Origin of the sequence: Polaromonas jejuensis NBRC 106434, assembly GCF_001598235.1 — a bacterium.
Classification (GTDB): Bacteria; Pseudomonadota; Gammaproteobacteria; order Burkholderiales; family Burkholderiaceae_C; genus Polaromonas; species Polaromonas jejuensis.
Window position 1 is genome coordinate 206,225 of the sequence record NZ_BCYO01000006.1, and the last position, 15,885, is coordinate 222,109.

The window sequence follows — 15,885 nt, forward strand, 5'->3', positions numbered from 1 at the left end:
GCATTGCCTTTAAACGTAAAAGTGTGGGCCTTGAAATGACGCCTGATACATCCGGGTTTCCTGGATTTTTATAATAGTGACGCGACTTTACGATTGCCTACATGTCCTCTACCCCCTCCCCGTCCAATTCAAAATCCAGCCCAGCGAAGCGCCCCACCTGGCAACGCTGGCTGATCAAGCTCTCTTTATGGGGCGGGGGACTGGCACTGGCGGGGCTTGTCGGCATCCTGCTGTTTGTGGCCGTGGCCCTGTCGGTCGCGTATCCCAATCTGCCGGATATTTCAGACCTGTCCGACTATCGACCCAAGCTGCCGCTGCGCGTTTACTCGTCGGATGGCGTGGTGATCGGCGAGTTTGGCGAAGAGCGCCGCAGCCTGACGCCTATTCAGGATATCCCCCAGGTCATGAAAGATGCCGTACTGGCGATTGAGGACGCCCGCTTCTTCTCGCACGGTGGCGTCGACTACCTGGGGATGATCCGCGCCGGCCTGGCCAACCTGGGGCGGGCAAAAAGCCAGGGCGCCTCCACCATCACCATGCAGGTGGCCCGCAATGTCTACCTCTCCACCGAGAAAAGCTACACCCGCAAGATTTATGAAATCCTGCTGACCTTCAAGCTCGAGCATTTGCTGACCAAAGACCAGATCCTCGAGATCTATATGAACCAGATTTTTCTGGGCAACCGCGCCTACGGCTTCGCGGCCGCCTCGGAAGCGTACTTTGGCAAGCCGCTCAAGGACATCTCCATCGCCGAAGCCGCCATGCTGGCCGGTCTGCCGAAAGCGCCATCGGCCTACAACCCCATCATCAATCCCAACCGCGCGCGCGCCCGGCAGCTCTACATCATTGAGCGCATGCAGGAAAACGGCTTCATCACCGCCGACCAGGCCAAGGCCGCCAAGGAAGAAGAGCTCCAGGTCCGAACCGGACCGAACTCAGGCCGTGTCCATGCCGAATATGTGGCCGAAACCGTGCGCCAGCTGGTTTACAACCAGTACGGCGACGAAACCTATACCCGCGGCCTGAATGTCTATACCACGCTGCGTGCGACCGACCAGACCGTGGCCTACAAGGCCTTGCGCAAGGGCATCATGGACTACGAGCGCAGGCAGATCTACCGCGGACCTGAAAAATTCATCGACCTCCCGGCCAATCCCCAGGAGGTGGAAGATGCGATTGACGACGCCCTGACGGACAATCCGGACAACGGCGACGTGATGTCCGCCGTGGTGCTCGAAGCCAATCCCAAGCGGATTCTGGCGATGCGCCAGAACAGCGAAACGCTTGAAATTACCGGCGAAGGCCTCAGGCCCGCACAGTCCGGCCTGACTGACAAGGCCGGCCCCAACATCAAGATCCGCCGCGGCGCCCTGATCCGCGTGGCCAAAACGCCGAAAAACACCTGGGAAATTACCCAGTTGCCGGAAGTGGAAGGGGCTTTTGTGGCGCTGGATCCGCGTGACGGCGCCATTCGCGCACTGGTCGGCGGGTTTGATTACGCCAAGAACAAGTTCAACCACGTCACCCAGGCCTGGCGCCAGCCCGGCTCCAGCTTCAAGCCCTTTATCTACTCGGCGGCGCTGGAAAAAGGTTTCACCCCCGCCACCGTGGTCAATGACGCACCGCTGTTTTTCGACGCGGGTGTCACGGGCGGCCAGCCCTGGGAGCCCAAGAACTATGACGGCAACTTTGAGGGCCCCATGAACTTGCGCACCGGCCTGAAAAAATCCAAAAACATGATTTCGATTCGCATCCTGCAGGCCATAGGCGCCCAGTACGGACAGGAGTGGATCACCCGTTTCGGCTTCGAGGCGGAAAAACACCCGGCTTACCTGACCATGGCCTTGGGCGCGGGCTCTGTCACGCCCATGCAAATGGCCACGGCCTATTCGGTGTTCGCCAACGGCGGCTACCGCGTCAATCCCTATCTGGTCACCAAAATCACCGACCAGCGCGGCAAGGTCCTGCTGGACACCAAGCCCCCCGTGCTGGACGAGTCGGCCAGGGGCATCGATGCCCGCAATGCCTTCATCATGGACAGCCTGCTGCAGGAAGTCGCGCGCTCAGGCACGGCCGCCAAGGCGCAGGCGATGCTCAAGCGCCCTGACCTTTTTGGCAAGACCGGCACCACCAACGACTCGATTGACACCTGGTTCGTGGGCTTTCAGCCCACCCTCGCGGCAGCGGTCTGGATGGGCTACGACACGCCCAAAAAGCTGGGTGATCGCGAGACCGGCGGCGGCCTGAGCCTGCCCATCTGGATCAACTTCATGGAATACGCGCTCAAAGGCGTGCCGGTCACCGAATACCAGCCGCCCGAAGGCGTTGTGAATATCAATGGCGAGTGGTACTACAACGAGTACGCCAAGGGCGCCGGAGTCAGCAGCGTGGGCACGCAGGATCCGACTGGCCAGCCAGGGTCCGATGGGGCGGTTCAGGTGCTGCCGCCGCCCGATGAAAAGAAACGGATACTGGACCTGTTCAAGAACTGACCCATGCCGGCATCCTGGCCACGGGGTCCCTGCGGGGACCCTTTTTTGTTGACGCCTCAGGCAGGCGGCTTGAACACCAGAGGCTGGCCGGCCTGCTCACTGGCGTAGCGCGACAAATTGGCAAAAAACTCGCCGGAGCCCTTGGTATCAGCCCACTTCCCGCTATCGAATTTATAGTGAAATCCGCCCGCCCTGGCGGCCATCCAGATTTCATGCAGCGGTTTTTGCAAGTTGATGACGATCTGGCTGCGGTTTGAAAAGGTCAGCGTGATCATGCCGCCGGTCCGCTGGTTGTCGATGTCCGCATCGGTCTTCTCATTGATGCGGTCGCAGCCCGTCTCGATTGCCTTGAGCGCGCTCTCGGCCAGGTCCTGGTATTCAAGGTCCGTCATTACAATCCTGTTATGGTTTTTTCACTTCAAATTTTAGGCCGCCTGCGCCCGGTCGCCTTGAGGCATGGCCTTGTTGCTGTTGTGGTTGGCGCCGCGGCGCTGGCAGGTTGCGGCCAAAAAGGGCCCCTTTTCCTGCCCGTACCGCCCAAAGTGCCGGCAGCGCTGGCGACCACCACGCCTGCCGCGCCCCCAGCCGTGGCCGCGCCGGCGCCCCCGGCTTCAGCCCCGCGCTGAACACCTCCGTGCCCCGCAGGCGGTCCCGGCTCGCTTGCCACCGCTAAATTCCAGCTATCGCAGCGCCTGAAGCTTGAATCTGCAGGTGGCCGCTGGTGACGACCTTCAATCGGGCATGGCCCGCAGGCGGGACGCTCACTAAGATACCCAGAACCAAACAGACCGTTCCAACACCTCTACCCATGACACCCATGACGCTTCCCGGCCACCCCCATTTTTCGTACCGTGGCAACGAACTTTTTGCCGAAGACATGCGCGCCAGCGAATTGGCCCAAGCCCATGGCACGCCGCTGTTTGTCTATTCGAAAGCGGCCATGCTGTCGGCGCTAGCCGCTTACCAGCGGGGTTTTGCCGGGCGCCATGCACAGATTTGCTACGCCATGAAGGCCAACTCATCCCTGGGCGTGCTGCAGGTATTTGCCCGGGCCGGTTGCGGCTTTGACATCGTGTCGGGCGGTGAGCTGGAGCGCGTACTGGCCGCTGGCGGCGAGGCCCGGAAAGTTATTTTTTCCGGCGTAGGCAAAACCCGCGCCGAAATGCGCCAGGCGCTGACGGCGGGCATTGGCTGTTTCAATGTGGAAAGCGAAGCCGAGCTCGATGTGCTGTCAGAGGTAGCGAGCAGCATGCAGCTGCGCGCGCCGGTGAGCATACGCGTCAATCCCAATGTCGACCCGAAAACGCATCCCTACATCTCCACCGGCCTCAAGGACAACAAGTTCGGCGTGGCCCATGAGGACGCCCTGCGGGTTTACCGGCACGCCGCCTCGCTAAAGGGCCTGGAAGTCGTCGGCATCGATTGCCATATCGGCTCGCAAATCACCGACACCACGCCCTACCTCGACGCCATGGATCGGGTGCTGGATCTGGTGGCCGCCATTGAGGCCGCCGGCATTGCCCTGGCGCACATCGATTTTGGCGGCGGACTGGGCATCAATTACAACAACGAAACCCCACCCGAGGCCGACGTGCTGTGGCAGCAACTGCTGGCCAAACTGGACGCGCGCGGCTATGGCGACAAGAAGCTGATGATCGAGCCGGGCCGCTCGCTGGTCGGCAATGCCGGCATCTGCCTGACCGAGGTGCTGTACCTGAAGCCCGGCGAGCAAAAGAACTTCTGCATCGTCGACGCCGCCATGAACGACTTGCCGCGCCCGGCCATGTACCAGGCCTTTCATGCCATCGTGCCCCTGACCCAGGCTGCCGCTGGCGCTGTCACGACCACCTATGAGGTGGTAGGTCCGGTGTGCGAAAGCGGTGACTGGATTGGCCACGACCGCGCGCTGGCCGTGGCCGCCGGCGAGCAGCTGGCCGTCATGTCGGCCGGGGCTTATTGCATGAGCATGTCCAGCAACTACAACACCCGCGGCCGCGCCGCCGAGGTGCTGGTGGATGGCCAGACGGCCCACCTGATCCGTGCGCGCGAAACCGCGGCGGACACCTTCCGGGGCGAAGCCCTGCTGCCCTGAACACAGGGTATCGGCATGGGCTTGAGATAGGGAACCTAGCCTGCCAGCCCCTGGCACGGCAGGTTTCCGATGCCTGAAATTCAAGAGAAAAATGGCGCTAGCGCTTATACAGCAAGCGGCAGCAGCTCCTTATTCAGGAGCATTCAGGCCTTCATCAGCGAACGTTGGCCGCGGCGCCCGGCACCGCCATGCGCGGGCTGCGTCCCCAGCGGTGCCATGCCCGCCATCCCAGCAGCGTGGCGATGATGACGCCATAGACGATCACCTCGCCAAAGTTGTTCTTGGCGGCACGCATCCAGAAGAAATGCAACAGCGCCAGAGCGGCAATCAGGTAGAGCAGCTTGTGCAGCCACTGCCAGCGCCTGGCGCCCATGGCCTTGATGGCGGCATTGAAGGAGGTCGCGGCCAGCGGCGTCAGCAGCACAAAAGCGGAAAACCCGACGAGGATGAAAGGCCGCTTGACGATGTCCCTGGCGATATCGGCCACATCAAAACCCTTGTCAAACCAGCTGTAGCTCAGCAGGTGAAGCAGCACATAAAAATAGGCAAAGAGGCCCAGCATGCGGCGAAAGCGCGCCAGCGTGGGCGTGCCGCTGATCACCCGCAGCGGTGTGATGGCCAGCACAATGCAGATGAAGCGCAAGGTCCAGTCGCCGGTGGCACGGATCAGCGCCTCGGCCGGGTTGGCGCCCAGCTGGTTGGCAAATGCCCGGTAAAAAAGCCAGGCAAAAGGCAGCAGGCAAATGATGAACAACACGGGCTTTGTTGCCGGGTGCAGCAACAGCTTTTGGCGCCCCACCATCCAGCTACGCATCAGAAGTTCTTCTTGAGGTCCATGCCGGCGTAAAGCTGGCCAACTTGCGCCTCATAGCCGTTGAAGATCAGGGTTTTGCGTTTTTTGGCGAACAGCCCGTCCTCGCCAATGCGCCGCTCGGTTTCCTGGCTCCAGCGCGGATGGTCCACATTCGGATTCACGTTGGAGTAAAAGCCGTATTCATTGGCCGCCGCCTTGTTCCAGGCCGTGCGGGGCTCCTTGTCGGTGAAACGTATCTTGACGATGCTCTTGGCACTCTTGAAACCGTATTTCCAGGGCAGCACCATGCGCACCGGCGCGCCGTTCTGGTTGGGCAGCACCTCGCCGTACATGCCAAAGGCCAGCAAGGCCAGCGGATGCATGGCTTCGTCCATGCGCAAGGCCTCGACATAAGGCCAGTCCAGCACGCGCGAGCCGACATAAGGCATGGTTTTCGGGTCTGCCAGGGTCACGAACTCGACGTATTTGGCGCTGCCCAGCGGCTCCACCTTCCTGATCAGTTCAGACAGCGAGTAGCCCACCCACGGAATCACCATGGACCAGCCCTCGACGCAGCGCAGGCGGTAAATGCGCTCCTCCTGCGGGCTGAGTTTGAGCAGGTCTTCCAGCGTGTAGGTCTTGGGCTGCTTGACCAGGCCTTCCACCGCGACCGACCAGGGCTTGGTCACCAGCGTGTGGGCGTTTTTGGCGGGGTCGGCCTTGTCCGTGCCAAACTCGTAGTAGTTGTTGTAGTTCGTCGCGTCTTTGTAGTCGGTGATCTTTTCCATGGTCACCGCGCCGGCCAGCGCCGATTTGCCGCCGGCCAGTGCCGCCTGCTTGCCCGGTCTTTGTATGCCTTGCATGGTTTGCGCCAAGGCCTGGCGGCCCGCCCAGCCGGCCAGCGCCGCGCCCGCGGCACCGGCGGCCATCCATTTGATCAGTTCACGGCGGCCCTGGTAAACGCCCTGGGGGGTAATTTCGCTGGGAACCGGGTGGTCAAAGCCATTGGCCTTGGACTTGATGAGCATGGTGAAATCCTTGGAATCCTGTGACGGGTCAGTGTGGGTACGCAGCCTCTTCTTGCATGGATTCAATCACAAGGACTCACTTCACCGCTACAAGGTTCCATAACTGTGCAGGCCCGACAGGAACATATTGACGCCCAAAAAGGCAAAGGTGGTCACGGCCAGTCCCGCCAGCGCCCACCAGGCAGCGACGGTGCCGCGCAGGCCCTTCATGAGCCGCATGTGCAGCCAGGCCGCATAGTTGAGCCAGACGATCAAGGCCCAGGTCTCCTTCGGGTCCCAGCTCCAGTAACCGCCCCAGGCCTCCGCAGCCCACAGCGCACCCAGCACCGTAGCAATCGTGAAGAAGGCAAAGCCCACGGCAATCGCCTTGTACATCACGTCATCCAGTACCTCCAGGCTGGGCAGACGTGCCGCGATGCGCCGGCGACCCAGCAGTATGCCCGCGGCAATCAGCGCCGAAATCGTGGCGTAACCGACCCAGTAGCCGCCACCGGCTTCCGCGATGCCGCGCTGGCGAAACGCGATGGGCACAAAGCACAGCGCCACGCCCAGCAGCCAGATCGGCGTGAGCCTGTACCAGCGGGTTTCGCCAGCCTGCTGCTTGATCAGGTAGGCGAAGGACACCATGGCCGCCAGGGAGAACGTCCCGTAGCCAATGAAATTGGCCGGCACATGCAGCTTCATCCACCAGCTTTTGAGGGCCGGCACCAGCGGCTGGATTTCATGCGCCTCACGAATGACCGTGTACCAGAGCAAAAAGCCGACGGCGGCACTGACCACCAGCATCACGAAGGCGCCCAGCGCACGGGTCTTGTACTGCGATTCAAAGTAGAGATAGAACGTCGCAGTCATCCAGCAAAACAGCACGAACACCTCGTACAGGTTGCTGACCGGGATATGGCCCACGTCGGCGCCAATCAGGTAGCTTTCGTACCAGCGCACCAGTGTGCCGATCAGTGCCATGCCGACGGCCGCCCAGGCGATCTTGGAACCCAGCGACTCCAGCGTCGCGCTATGGCTTGAAGCGCCGCTGACCGGTTTATTCCCGGCGAACATGCCCAGCCAGTAAAAAATCGTGCTCATGAAAAACAGCATGCTCATCCACAGGATGGCCGACTGGCTGGACAGGAAATACTTGAGCCAGAACACCTGCTCGGAGCGCGCCAGCTCGCCCTGGTAAGACCAGATGCCGAGCAAGGCGAAAGCGGTGACAACCAGCATCAGCACCCGCAGAGCCCGCCAGAACCAGCCCATGGCAATCGCCGCCGGAATGGCGGCCAGCAGGATGCCCTTTTCGTACACATCCATGAATGCGCCGTAGCGGGCAAAGGCATAAAGCAAGCCGCCCGCTACCAGCGCAGCGAACCCCCAGTCCAGCGCGTTGCGCCGGGCGAAATAGCCCTGGTTCAGGCTGAGCGTGGTGGTGCGCCCTGCCGTCAGAGTGGTGGTGTTGACCGTCGTGGTGTTGATGGTGGAAGTGTTCATAAGGGCGCTTGCAACAGTTTCGTTTTCAACATCTCAAACTCCTTGTCGCCATCCATGGTTTTACGGTTGGCGGACAAGGCCATGGTGGCGTGGCTGCTTCCCGCCGATTCTGGCACCGAACCGCCGGCATCGGTATGGCCAGCGCGCGGCGCCAGCCAGACCCAGACGCGGCGCTCGCGCACATAGAGCATGGCAAATACGCCCAGGATCAGAAAGCCGCAGCCCAGGTACACAATGGTTTTGCCCGGTGTGCGTGTCACCTGGAACACGCTGGCCTGGACCTGCGTGAAGTCCTTGAGTTCAAAGGCCATGGGCGCCGGGTAATGGTGAGCATCCGACAGGCTCAACACCATCTGGGACATGAAGGCCTGGGTTTTCTCGTCCTGCCCCAGCGGCTTGAGGCCGGCCTGGGCGCGCGTCATCTGGGTCAGCTCAAACAGCACGCCATTGAGGATGCGGATCAGCACCTCGCCGGCGCGGTTGCGCTCGGCCTCCGGCACGTTGGCTTCCATGAAGTCGGAAATGGCCTGCAAACCCGCGACCGGTTTGCCGCTGCCGGCGGGCGTGACGCCGTCACCTTCGCCGGCGAACAGCGCCAGCGCACGCGAGGTCGAGGCTTCAAGCTGCCGGACCAGGTCCGGGCGATCAGGACCAATGGCCTGGCGGGCATAGCGTTTGACGGCCAGCTCGCGCTGCGCCGGATTGGCCAGCGCCGCACGCACCCGAAGAAAGGTGTCCATGCTGCTTTCATCGTCGGCGGGAACGCGCAGGTACTGGAAGCCATCGGCGGGATTTTCCCGCACCCCCATCAGGAACATGGCCGGGCTGTTGATGCCGGCATCCATCTTGACGGGCAGCATGTAGTTGTTGAATTCGCGGGCCTGGCCGGAAGCATCGCGCAGCTTGTAGCTCACGCTGGGGCCGACATTGCGCAACTCTTTTTGCGTCGTGGTCTTGTTGGCGGAGCCCAGGCGCGAATCAATCGCCTGGTGCAAATCCACCTTGCGCACATCCGTACCCGAGCCGCCGCCCGTGCCGCCGGACGACGCAAAATTTTCCACGTTGATGACGCGCAGCGCGGTGTATTCCAGCGTGAGTTTTTCCGCGCCATTGGTCAGGCTGCTGGTGCCGCCAATCGTGCCCTGGATTTCAAAAGGCCTGGCGGCCGCCGCCATGGGCACGGACTTGAGCGTGACGCTGGAGCCGCCATCGTCAAAGCTGGACTGGTAAATCTCCACGCCCTTGTAGTTTGCCGGGTGATTGACCTCCACCCGCGCCGGGACTTTGTCGCCGGTTTCCTTGTCGTGGATGATGATGTCGCTGGCAAAGAGCTTGGGCATGCCCGTCGAGTAGTACTCGACGATGAATTTCTTGAGCTCGATCGAAAACGGCAACTCCTGCAGCAGCACGCCGCCCGGCTGGTTCAGGATGGCTGTGCTGGACTGCGTGCCTTCGGCGACCAGCAGATTGGCGCGGAACGTGGGATTGCGATCGCTCAGGCGGTATTGCGCGGGCACATCGGAAATCAGTCCGCCGCCGGTGTAAGTGGACTTGCCGCCCAGCCACATCTGGGCGCGCACCATCATGTCGCCATCGAGCAGGCCGCCCACGCACACCAGCACAATCGCGCTGTGCGCCGCGATGTAGCCCAGTTTGTTGGCGGACCCCTTTTTGGCCGCCACCATCCAGCCCGCCTGCCGTTGCTGCAGTTTGACCTTCCAGCCGCTTTGCACCAGCGTTTGGCCGATGCGGTGCGCCGCCGCTTCGGGCGACTCGGCCAGCACACTTTCAGCGCGGTGGCCGAAGGCCTTGAGGCTTTGCTCGCGAACGTTTTCCTTGAGGTGGTTCAGGTCGGACAGGATTTTGGGTGTGTTGCGGGCAATGCACAGGGAGGTAGAGACGACCAGAAAGGCCAGAATCAGCAAAAACCACCAGGCGCTGTACACCGTATTGAGGCGTACCAGGCTGAACACCTGCGCCCAGAACGGTCCGAACTGGTTCACATAATTGCCCAGCGGCTCCTGCTGCTTGAGCACTGTACCGATGACCGACGCGATGCAGATGACGGTCAGCAGCGAAATCGAAAACCGCATCGAAGACAGCAGCTCCACAAACGCCTGCAGACCGCGGGAGCCCCGGTTGACTTTCATACCTTCGGTGGAAACTGTCATGCGTGAAATGGGACCCGGGGTGCGGTCTGAAGTGTGGACAAAAAAAGAAAAAGGCGGGCTTTCATCAGAAAGACCCGCCTTGTGTGATTGGTTTTAGAGGCTTGGGTTCAATACCGCGGACGATCTGCAGGCATTTTCGGCGAAGAAATAGGGTTTGCCCTCTCTGGCCAGGCCTTTCGCTCAACGCAGGCCGGCAATGTAGTCGGCCAGCGCGCGGATCTCGCGGTCATTGAGCTTGGCGGCGACCTGGGTCATAGGGATGCTGTTCTGGCGGCCGCCATCACGGAAGGCCGTGAGTTGCGTGGTGGTGTAATCAGCATGCTGGCCACCCAGGCGCGGGTACTGCGAAGGAATGCCGGCACCGGTCGGGCTGTGGCAGCCAGCGCAGGCGGCAATCTGGCGATCGGCGACGCCGCCGCGGTAAATGCGCTCACCGAGGACGACCAGTTCCTTGTCCTTGGCAAAACCGGGCTTGGCCTTTTTCGAGGTGACCCAGTAAGCGACGTTTTTCATGTCCTCGTCGGAGAGCGCCGAGGCAAAGCCCTGCATGATGGGGTTTTTGCGCTTGCCGGATTTGAATTCCTGCAGCTGTTTGACCAGGTATTCAGGATGTTGCTGGGCCAGCTTGGGGTTGGCTGGCGTGCCCGAATTGCCATCGGCGCCGTGGCAGCTGGCACACACCGCCGTGAAGCTGGCTTCGCCCTTGACCAGATCTGGCTTCGCCACCTTGGCGGGTGCAGCCTCGCCGGCAGCAAATGACGACACGGCGGGCACGGCCAACATGGCGGCCAGTAGGGAAGTAGCGAACAGCTTCATATCGGGGTTTTAATTGGTTGGCGCACAAAACTTATAACTTTCTGATTTTACAATGGCTTGGAGGCAGTTCCCATTATTCGGGTCTTGCCGCGGTAGCCAGCCACCGGCCCTTACCGATACCCCGATGGCCGACGCCCCCGACGCCCTCTTCCCCGCACGCCACCCGCGTGCAACCGACCTCCAGGGACCGCCCGATCATGACGCCAGCCACCTCCGCAACCTCATCCAGCCCGCCAGCCGCAGGCGCCACCGCCCTGCCCGACCCAAAAATCGCCATGGGCTGGCTGCACACGGCCAAGTTCCTGACCACGGCGCCCGAATTGAAACACCTGCCCCGCGTGGAGGTGCCCGAAATTGCCTTTGTGGGCCGCTCCAACGCCGGCAAATCCACCTGCATCAACACCCTGACGCAGCAGCACCGCCTGGCGTTTGCCTCCAAAACCCCGGGGCGCACGCAAAGCATCAACCTGTTCAGCCTGGGCAAGCAGGGCGTGACCGACGCGGTGCTGGCCGACTTGCCGGGCTATGGTTACGCGGCGGTCCCCAAGGAAGCCAAGTACCGCTGGCAGCAGGTGATGGGCAATTACCTGCAGACCCGCGACAACCTCAAGGCGGTGGTGCTGCTGTGCGACCCGCGCCTGGGTCTCACGGAGCTCGACGAAATCCTGCTCGACGTGATCCGGCCACGGGTGGAGGAAGGGCTCAAGTTCCTGGTGTTGCTGACCAAATCAGACAAGCTCAATAAAACCGAGGCGGCCAAGGCGCTGCAGATCGTCAAGCTGCAGGCGGGCGGCGGTGACGTCAAGCTGTTTTCCTCGCTGAAGCGCAAGGGTGTCGAAGAAGTGGCCCAACATCTGTGGGACTGGGCGCATCCCCCCGAAAAAGCGCTCAAGCCACCGAAGGCCGAGGCCCCAACCGGGCCCGTCGCCGAATCCTGAGCCCGGGACGCCACGCACAAGGGGCCACCGCCACGCCGCCGACGCTCAAGAAAACAGGCTTGAGCTCCAAGAGTGAAGCGCGTAGACAGCTATCAAAAACATAGCAAAGCAATTGAGACCAGTGGGCGGGCCTTGCCGCACGGCATCACGCGGTCATGCCGCAGCGCGGGCGCCTGGAACCTGGCGCAGCCGCCCCGCCTGAAAAAGCGGGCCATCATCACCCCCCCGCACTCAGGCACTTTTTTGCGCGAGTTGCAACAGTCCCCCGCTCAGCAGGCCGCCAGTGCCTGCATGAATTTCCTGGTCCGCCCCGATGCCGAAGCGCTGCTGGCCGAGGACGACTTCCGTCGGCTTTGGGCATTTTTCATGAACATGGGTGCGGCGGACGGTCCGCACGCGTGGTTCACTGAAGCCGTCAAGGCGCAATACCGGGCGGTGTGGGCTCAAGGCTTGACGGGTCCGCTCAATGACTCCGGGCCTCTCCCTTGCGCCCACCCCGGCCCGGGCCACCGTACAACGACCCGGCGGCCGCCACTGTGACGATGCCACGGGCAAGGCTTGAAGTCCACCTGCCCACGCCGGTGATCTGGGCCACCGACGACACCGCCCTGCCACCGGCCCTGCTGGACGGGCTGAGCGACTTTGTGCCGCGGATGAGCCTGCGGCGCGTGGATGGCGCCACGCACTGGATCGTGCACGAGCAACCCGAACGAATCGCCCGCTATCTTCAGGAATTTTTGCGCTCAGTGCCCGGTGGAAGCGCTGATTTGCTATTGATTAGATAGCTGCCTGCGCCCGTGCCACCTGGGCCAGAGCACTAAAAAGCCGCTTAAAAATCCAGGCCCCCACCCGGCTCAATACAGCGCGGCCTCGCCCTCGGGCCGGGTCTTGAAGCGCTTGTGCACCCAGTAGTACTGCGCCGGCATGGTGGCAATGTAGTCCTGCAGGCGGGCGTTCATCAGCGCGGTATCGGCCACCAGGTCATCGCTGGGGTAATCCTTCCATTGCGGCAGTATCTCCACCACATAGCCGGTGGCGGTCATGCGCGACAGCACGACAATGACCTTGGCCCGGCCCAGCCTGGCAAAGCGGGGTAGGGAGGGTACGGTCGCCGTCGGCAGTCCGTAAAACGGCACGAACACGGACTCGTCAGGACCAAAGTCCATGTCAGGCAGCAAATACAGGGGCTGGCCCTCGCGCACCGCCGCCACGATGGGCTTCACGCCGTCCACCCGGCCAAACAGGCGCATATTGCCATAGCGCTGCCGGCCCCTAAGAATCCATTCATCGACGAGCTTGTTGGACTGGTCCGTGTAAATGGTGGTCGACACCCGGGGCACCCGCCGCGCCACCCCGCCCCAGGCGGCATCCATGCCCATGAAATGCGGCACGAAGGCCACCGTGGGCTCGTTGCCGGCCAGCTCCTGCACGGCACCCGTCAGCTGCACGCGCTGCTGCACCAGCGCCTCGGGCGCATGCCACAGCCAGGCGCGGTCCAGCCAGGCTTGCGCAAAATAGATGAAGGTCTGCTGGGCCAGCTTGCGCCGCTCGGCCTCGGAGCGTTCCGGAAAGCACAGGGAAAGATTGGTCAGGACCACGCGCCGGCGCGAACCTACCAGCGCATACAGGGCCCAGCCGAACACCACGCCAAGCGAGCGGATCCAGGACAGCGGCAAAACAGACAGCCCCCGCATGAAAGCAATGCCGGCGCGGGTGATGAGATCGCTGAGCAACTGACGGGGAGGTTTCAAAGGGCTTCCTTGCGGGGTGTCTTGTAGCGCGCATAGCCCCACAAATATTGGCCGGGCTGGCTCAGCACAATGGCCTCAATGGCCTGGTTGATCAGGGTGACGGCGTGCAGCATGTCGGATTTTCCAGCGCTTTCCAGCCCCGTCACCGCCGGCCAGATTTTAAGAACATAACCCCGGCCACTCGACAGCCGTTCACAGCTCACGGGCAGCAAGACCGCACCATTTTGCAGGGCCAGCCGCGCCGCCAGCGTCATGCTGTAGGCGGGCCGGCCAAAAAAAGGCGCCCAGATGCCCAGGCCCTCCGGCGGCACCTGGTCCGTCAACATCGCCACCGCGTGGTTGGCTTTCAGGGCCTTGTTCATCAGGCGTATGCCGTTGAGGCTGGCGGGCACCACCGTGAGATGGGCGCGGTTGCGGGCGATCCGCTCCAGCCGGGCCAGCCAGGCCTTGCGGGCTGGCCGGTAAATGGCGGTGATGGGTCCGTACAGCTCGGCCAGCGCCTGCGGCCCCAACTCAAAGCTGCCGCAGTGCGGACCAAAGAAAATCACCCCCTGGCCCCGCGCAAAGGCCTGCTCGGCATGAAGCCGGCCTTCGACCTGGACATTGGCCAGGCATGACTGCGAAGATGGCCGCATCCACAGCTTGGGCAGCTCGGCGACAAAACGCCCGGCTTCGGCAATTGCCGGTCGGGCCAGCACAAACGGCAGGCCGGCCTGCGCCACATGGGCGCGAAACTGCGCACGGTAGCGCGGACTCAGCGACCAGACCAGCCAGCCCAACGCGCCGCCCAGGGCGTGCAAGGCAGCCAGCGGCCACCAGGAAAAAAAACGGAATAACCAGCGCATGGAGAGGGATTAGGGGACGGCAGGTATCAAGCGTCCATTGAAAGAATCACTATAATTGCCCCTGTCGCCGAGTTACTGAACTACTTGCAGGGCGACATTAAACCAAACTGCTAAAGCGTTCGCCGAAGCACCCCAGCCGGCAACGCGCCGACAAACTTACTGGAGTGTACGCAATGGCGAACGATTTTCTCTTTACATCCGAATCCGTCTCTGAAGGCCATCCCGACAAGGTCGCCGACCAGATTTCCGATGCCATCCTGGATGCCATCTTCAAGCAGGACCCGCTCAGCCGCGTCGCCGCTGAAACCCTGACCAACACCGGCCTGGTCGTGCTGGCCGGTGAAATCACCACCAACGCGCATGTCGACTACATCCAGGTTGCGCGCGACACCATCAAGCGCATCGGCTACGACAACACCGACTACGGCATCGATTACAAGGGCTGCGCCGTGCTCGTGGCCTATGACAAGCAGAGCAACGACATCGCCCAGGGCGTGGACCACGCCAGCGACGACCACCTGAATATCGGCGCCGGCGACCAGGGCCTGATGTTCGGCTACGCCTGCGACGAAACGCCCGAGCTGATGCCCGCGCCCATCTATTACGCGCACCGCCTGGTCGAGCGCCAGGCCCAGCTGCGCAAGGACGGCCGCCTGCCCTTCCTGCGCCCGGATGCCAAGAGCCAGGTCACCATGCGCTATGTCAACGGCAAGCCGCACAGCATAGACACCGTGGTGCTGTCCACCCAGCACAGCCCCGACCAGAGCGAAACCCAGCACAAGATGAAGGCCTCGTTCACCGAAGCCATCATTGAAGAGATCATCAAGCCGGTGCTGCCCAAAGAGTGGCTCAAGGAAACCAAATACCTGATCAACCCGACCGGCCGCTTCGTGATTGGTGGCCCGCAGGGCGATTGCGGCCTGACCGGCCGCAAGATCATCGTCGACACCTATGGCGGCGCCTGCCCGCACGGCGGCGGCGCATTCAGCGGCAAGGACCCCAGCAAGGTGGACCGTTCCGCCGCCTACGCAGCCCGCTACGTCGCCAAGAACATCGTCGCGGCCGGCCTGGCCAAGCAGTGCCAGATCCAGGTGGCTTACGCCATCGGTGTGGCGCACCCGATGAACGTGACGGTCTACACCGAAGGCACGGGCGTGATCCCCGACGAACAGATCGCCGCGCTGGTGAACCAGCACTTCGACCTGCGCCCCAAGGGCATCATCCAGATGCTGGACCTGCTGCGCCCGATCTACGAAAAAACCGCCGCCTACGGCCACTTTGGCCGCGACGAACCCGAATTCACCTGGGAGCGCACCGACAAAGCGCAGACGCTGCGCGCAGCGGCCGGGCGCTAGGCCCGGCAGGCAGCTGGTCTGAAGCAAGCTGCACGGGCATCGTCATGCCTGCCAATCCATAGACAGCCTGACGCCGCCCACCGGGTGACGTCAGGCTTTTTCTTTTTGGCACCCTGTCA

At 62.4% G+C, this 15,885-nt stretch carries 15 protein-coding genes; 7 read left to right on the top strand and 8 right to left on the bottom strand.

From position 1 onward, the window contains the following. Positions 1 to 101 precede the first annotated feature (101 nt). Complete coding sequence (locus PJE01S_RS09975) at positions 102 to 2,492, top strand: penicillin-binding protein 1A (RefSeq protein ID WP_068833296.1); 2,391 nt, start codon at positions 102 to 104, stop codon at positions 2,490 to 2,492. 56 nt (positions 2,493 to 2,548) lie between these two features. Here the strand turns inward: PJE01S_RS09975 and cyaY are convergent, their stop codons facing one another. Beyond that, entirely contained in the window at positions 2,549 to 2,884 is a 336-nt protein-coding gene (cyaY, locus tag PJE01S_RS09980) for an iron donor protein CyaY (RefSeq protein WP_068833298.1), read from the bottom strand. Between the two features lie 12 nt (positions 2,885 to 2,896). On the opposite strand from cyaY, the gene lptM reads away from it, so the two are divergent. Beyond that, on the top strand, positions 2,897 to 3,118 hold the full coding sequence (gene lptM, locus PJE01S_RS26285) for an LPS translocon maturation chaperone LptM (protein WP_084389445.1): 222 nt from the start codon (positions 2,897 to 2,899) through the stop codon (positions 3,116 to 3,118). Between the two features lie 182 nt (positions 3,119 to 3,300). Continuing rightward, positions 3,301 to 4,584, top strand: coding sequence for a diaminopimelate decarboxylase (lysA, locus tag PJE01S_RS09985; protein WP_068833300.1), 1,284 nt, complete (start codon positions 3,301 to 3,303; stop codon positions 4,582 to 4,584). A 154-nt stretch (positions 4,585 to 4,738) separates the two neighbouring features. On the opposite strand, the gene msrQ is transcribed toward lysA, so the two are convergent. The 5 genes from msrQ to PJE01S_RS10010 all read right to left on the bottom strand — a co-directional run bounded on the left by msrQ (position 4,739) and on the right by PJE01S_RS10010 (position 10,877). Further along, positions 4,739 to 5,398, bottom strand: a complete 660-nt coding sequence (msrQ, locus tag PJE01S_RS09990; protein ID WP_068833302.1) for a protein-methionine-sulfoxide reductase heme-binding subunit MsrQ — start codon at positions 5,396 to 5,398, stop codon at positions 4,739 to 4,741. Next, positions 5,398 to 6,405, bottom strand: coding sequence for a protein-methionine-sulfoxide reductase catalytic subunit MsrP (msrP, locus tag PJE01S_RS09995; RefSeq protein WP_068833304.1), 1,008 nt, complete (start codon positions 6,403 to 6,405; stop codon positions 5,398 to 5,400). The genes msrQ and msrP overlap by 1 nt, the downstream gene beginning before the upstream one ends. Positions 6,406 to 6,492: 87 nt before the next feature. After that, positions 6,493 to 7,890, bottom strand: a complete 1,398-nt coding sequence (ccsB, locus tag PJE01S_RS10000; RefSeq protein ID WP_068833306.1) for a c-type cytochrome biogenesis protein CcsB — start codon at positions 7,888 to 7,890, stop codon at positions 6,493 to 6,495. Next, complete coding sequence (locus PJE01S_RS10005; RefSeq protein WP_068833308.1) at positions 7,887 to 10,061, bottom strand: cytochrome c biogenesis protein ResB; 2,175 nt, start codon at positions 10,059 to 10,061, stop codon at positions 7,887 to 7,889. The genes ccsB and PJE01S_RS10005 overlap by 4 nt, the downstream gene beginning before the upstream one ends. A 180-nt stretch (positions 10,062 to 10,241) precedes the next feature. Further along, positions 10,242 to 10,877 (bottom strand): c-type cytochrome, encoded by a 636-nt coding sequence (locus PJE01S_RS10010; protein ID WP_068833310.1) that lies wholly within the window; start codon positions 10,875 to 10,877, stop codon positions 10,242 to 10,244. Between the two features lie 197 nt (positions 10,878 to 11,074). Between PJE01S_RS10010 and yihA the strand changes: the two genes are divergently transcribed. The 3 genes from yihA (at position 11,075) to PJE01S_RS25890 (ending at position 12,600) form a co-directional block, all read left to right on the top strand. Then, the gene (yihA, locus tag PJE01S_RS10015; protein ID WP_084389446.1) at positions 11,075 to 11,815 is read left to right on the top strand and encodes a ribosome biogenesis GTP-binding protein YihA/YsxC; all 741 of its coding nucleotides are present in this window, start codon (positions 11,075 to 11,077) and stop codon (positions 11,813 to 11,815) included. A gap of 291 nt (positions 11,816 to 12,106) precedes the next feature. After that, complete coding sequence (locus PJE01S_RS25885; protein ID WP_245660710.1) at positions 12,107 to 12,355, top strand: hypothetical protein; 249 nt, start codon at positions 12,107 to 12,109, stop codon at positions 12,353 to 12,355. Positions 12,356 to 12,357: 2 nt separating this feature from the next. After that, complete coding sequence (locus PJE01S_RS25890; RefSeq protein WP_245660712.1) at positions 12,358 to 12,600, top strand: hypothetical protein; 243 nt, start codon at positions 12,358 to 12,360, stop codon at positions 12,598 to 12,600. Between the two features lie 69 nt (positions 12,601 to 12,669). Here PJE01S_RS25890 and PJE01S_RS10025 read toward each other — a convergent pair whose 3' ends face one another. Together PJE01S_RS10025 and PJE01S_RS10030 are read right to left on the bottom strand one after the other, a co-directional pair. Continuing rightward, a complete protein-coding gene (locus PJE01S_RS10025; protein WP_084389447.1) occupies positions 12,670 to 13,566 on the bottom strand; it encodes a lysophospholipid acyltransferase family protein in 897 nt (298 codons plus the stop codon). Next, on the bottom strand, positions 13,563 to 14,411 hold the full coding sequence (locus PJE01S_RS10030) for a lysophospholipid acyltransferase family protein (RefSeq protein WP_068833312.1): 849 nt from the start codon (positions 14,409 to 14,411) through the stop codon (positions 13,563 to 13,565). The genes PJE01S_RS10025 and PJE01S_RS10030 overlap by 4 nt, the downstream gene beginning before the upstream one ends. 173 nt (positions 14,412 to 14,584) lie before the next feature. On the opposite strand from PJE01S_RS10030, the gene metK reads away from it, so the two are divergent. After that, positions 14,585 to 15,766, top strand: coding sequence for a methionine adenosyltransferase (gene metK, locus PJE01S_RS10035; protein ID WP_068833314.1), 1,182 nt, complete (start codon positions 14,585 to 14,587; stop codon positions 15,764 to 15,766). Positions 15,767 to 15,885 lie beyond the last annotated feature (119 nt).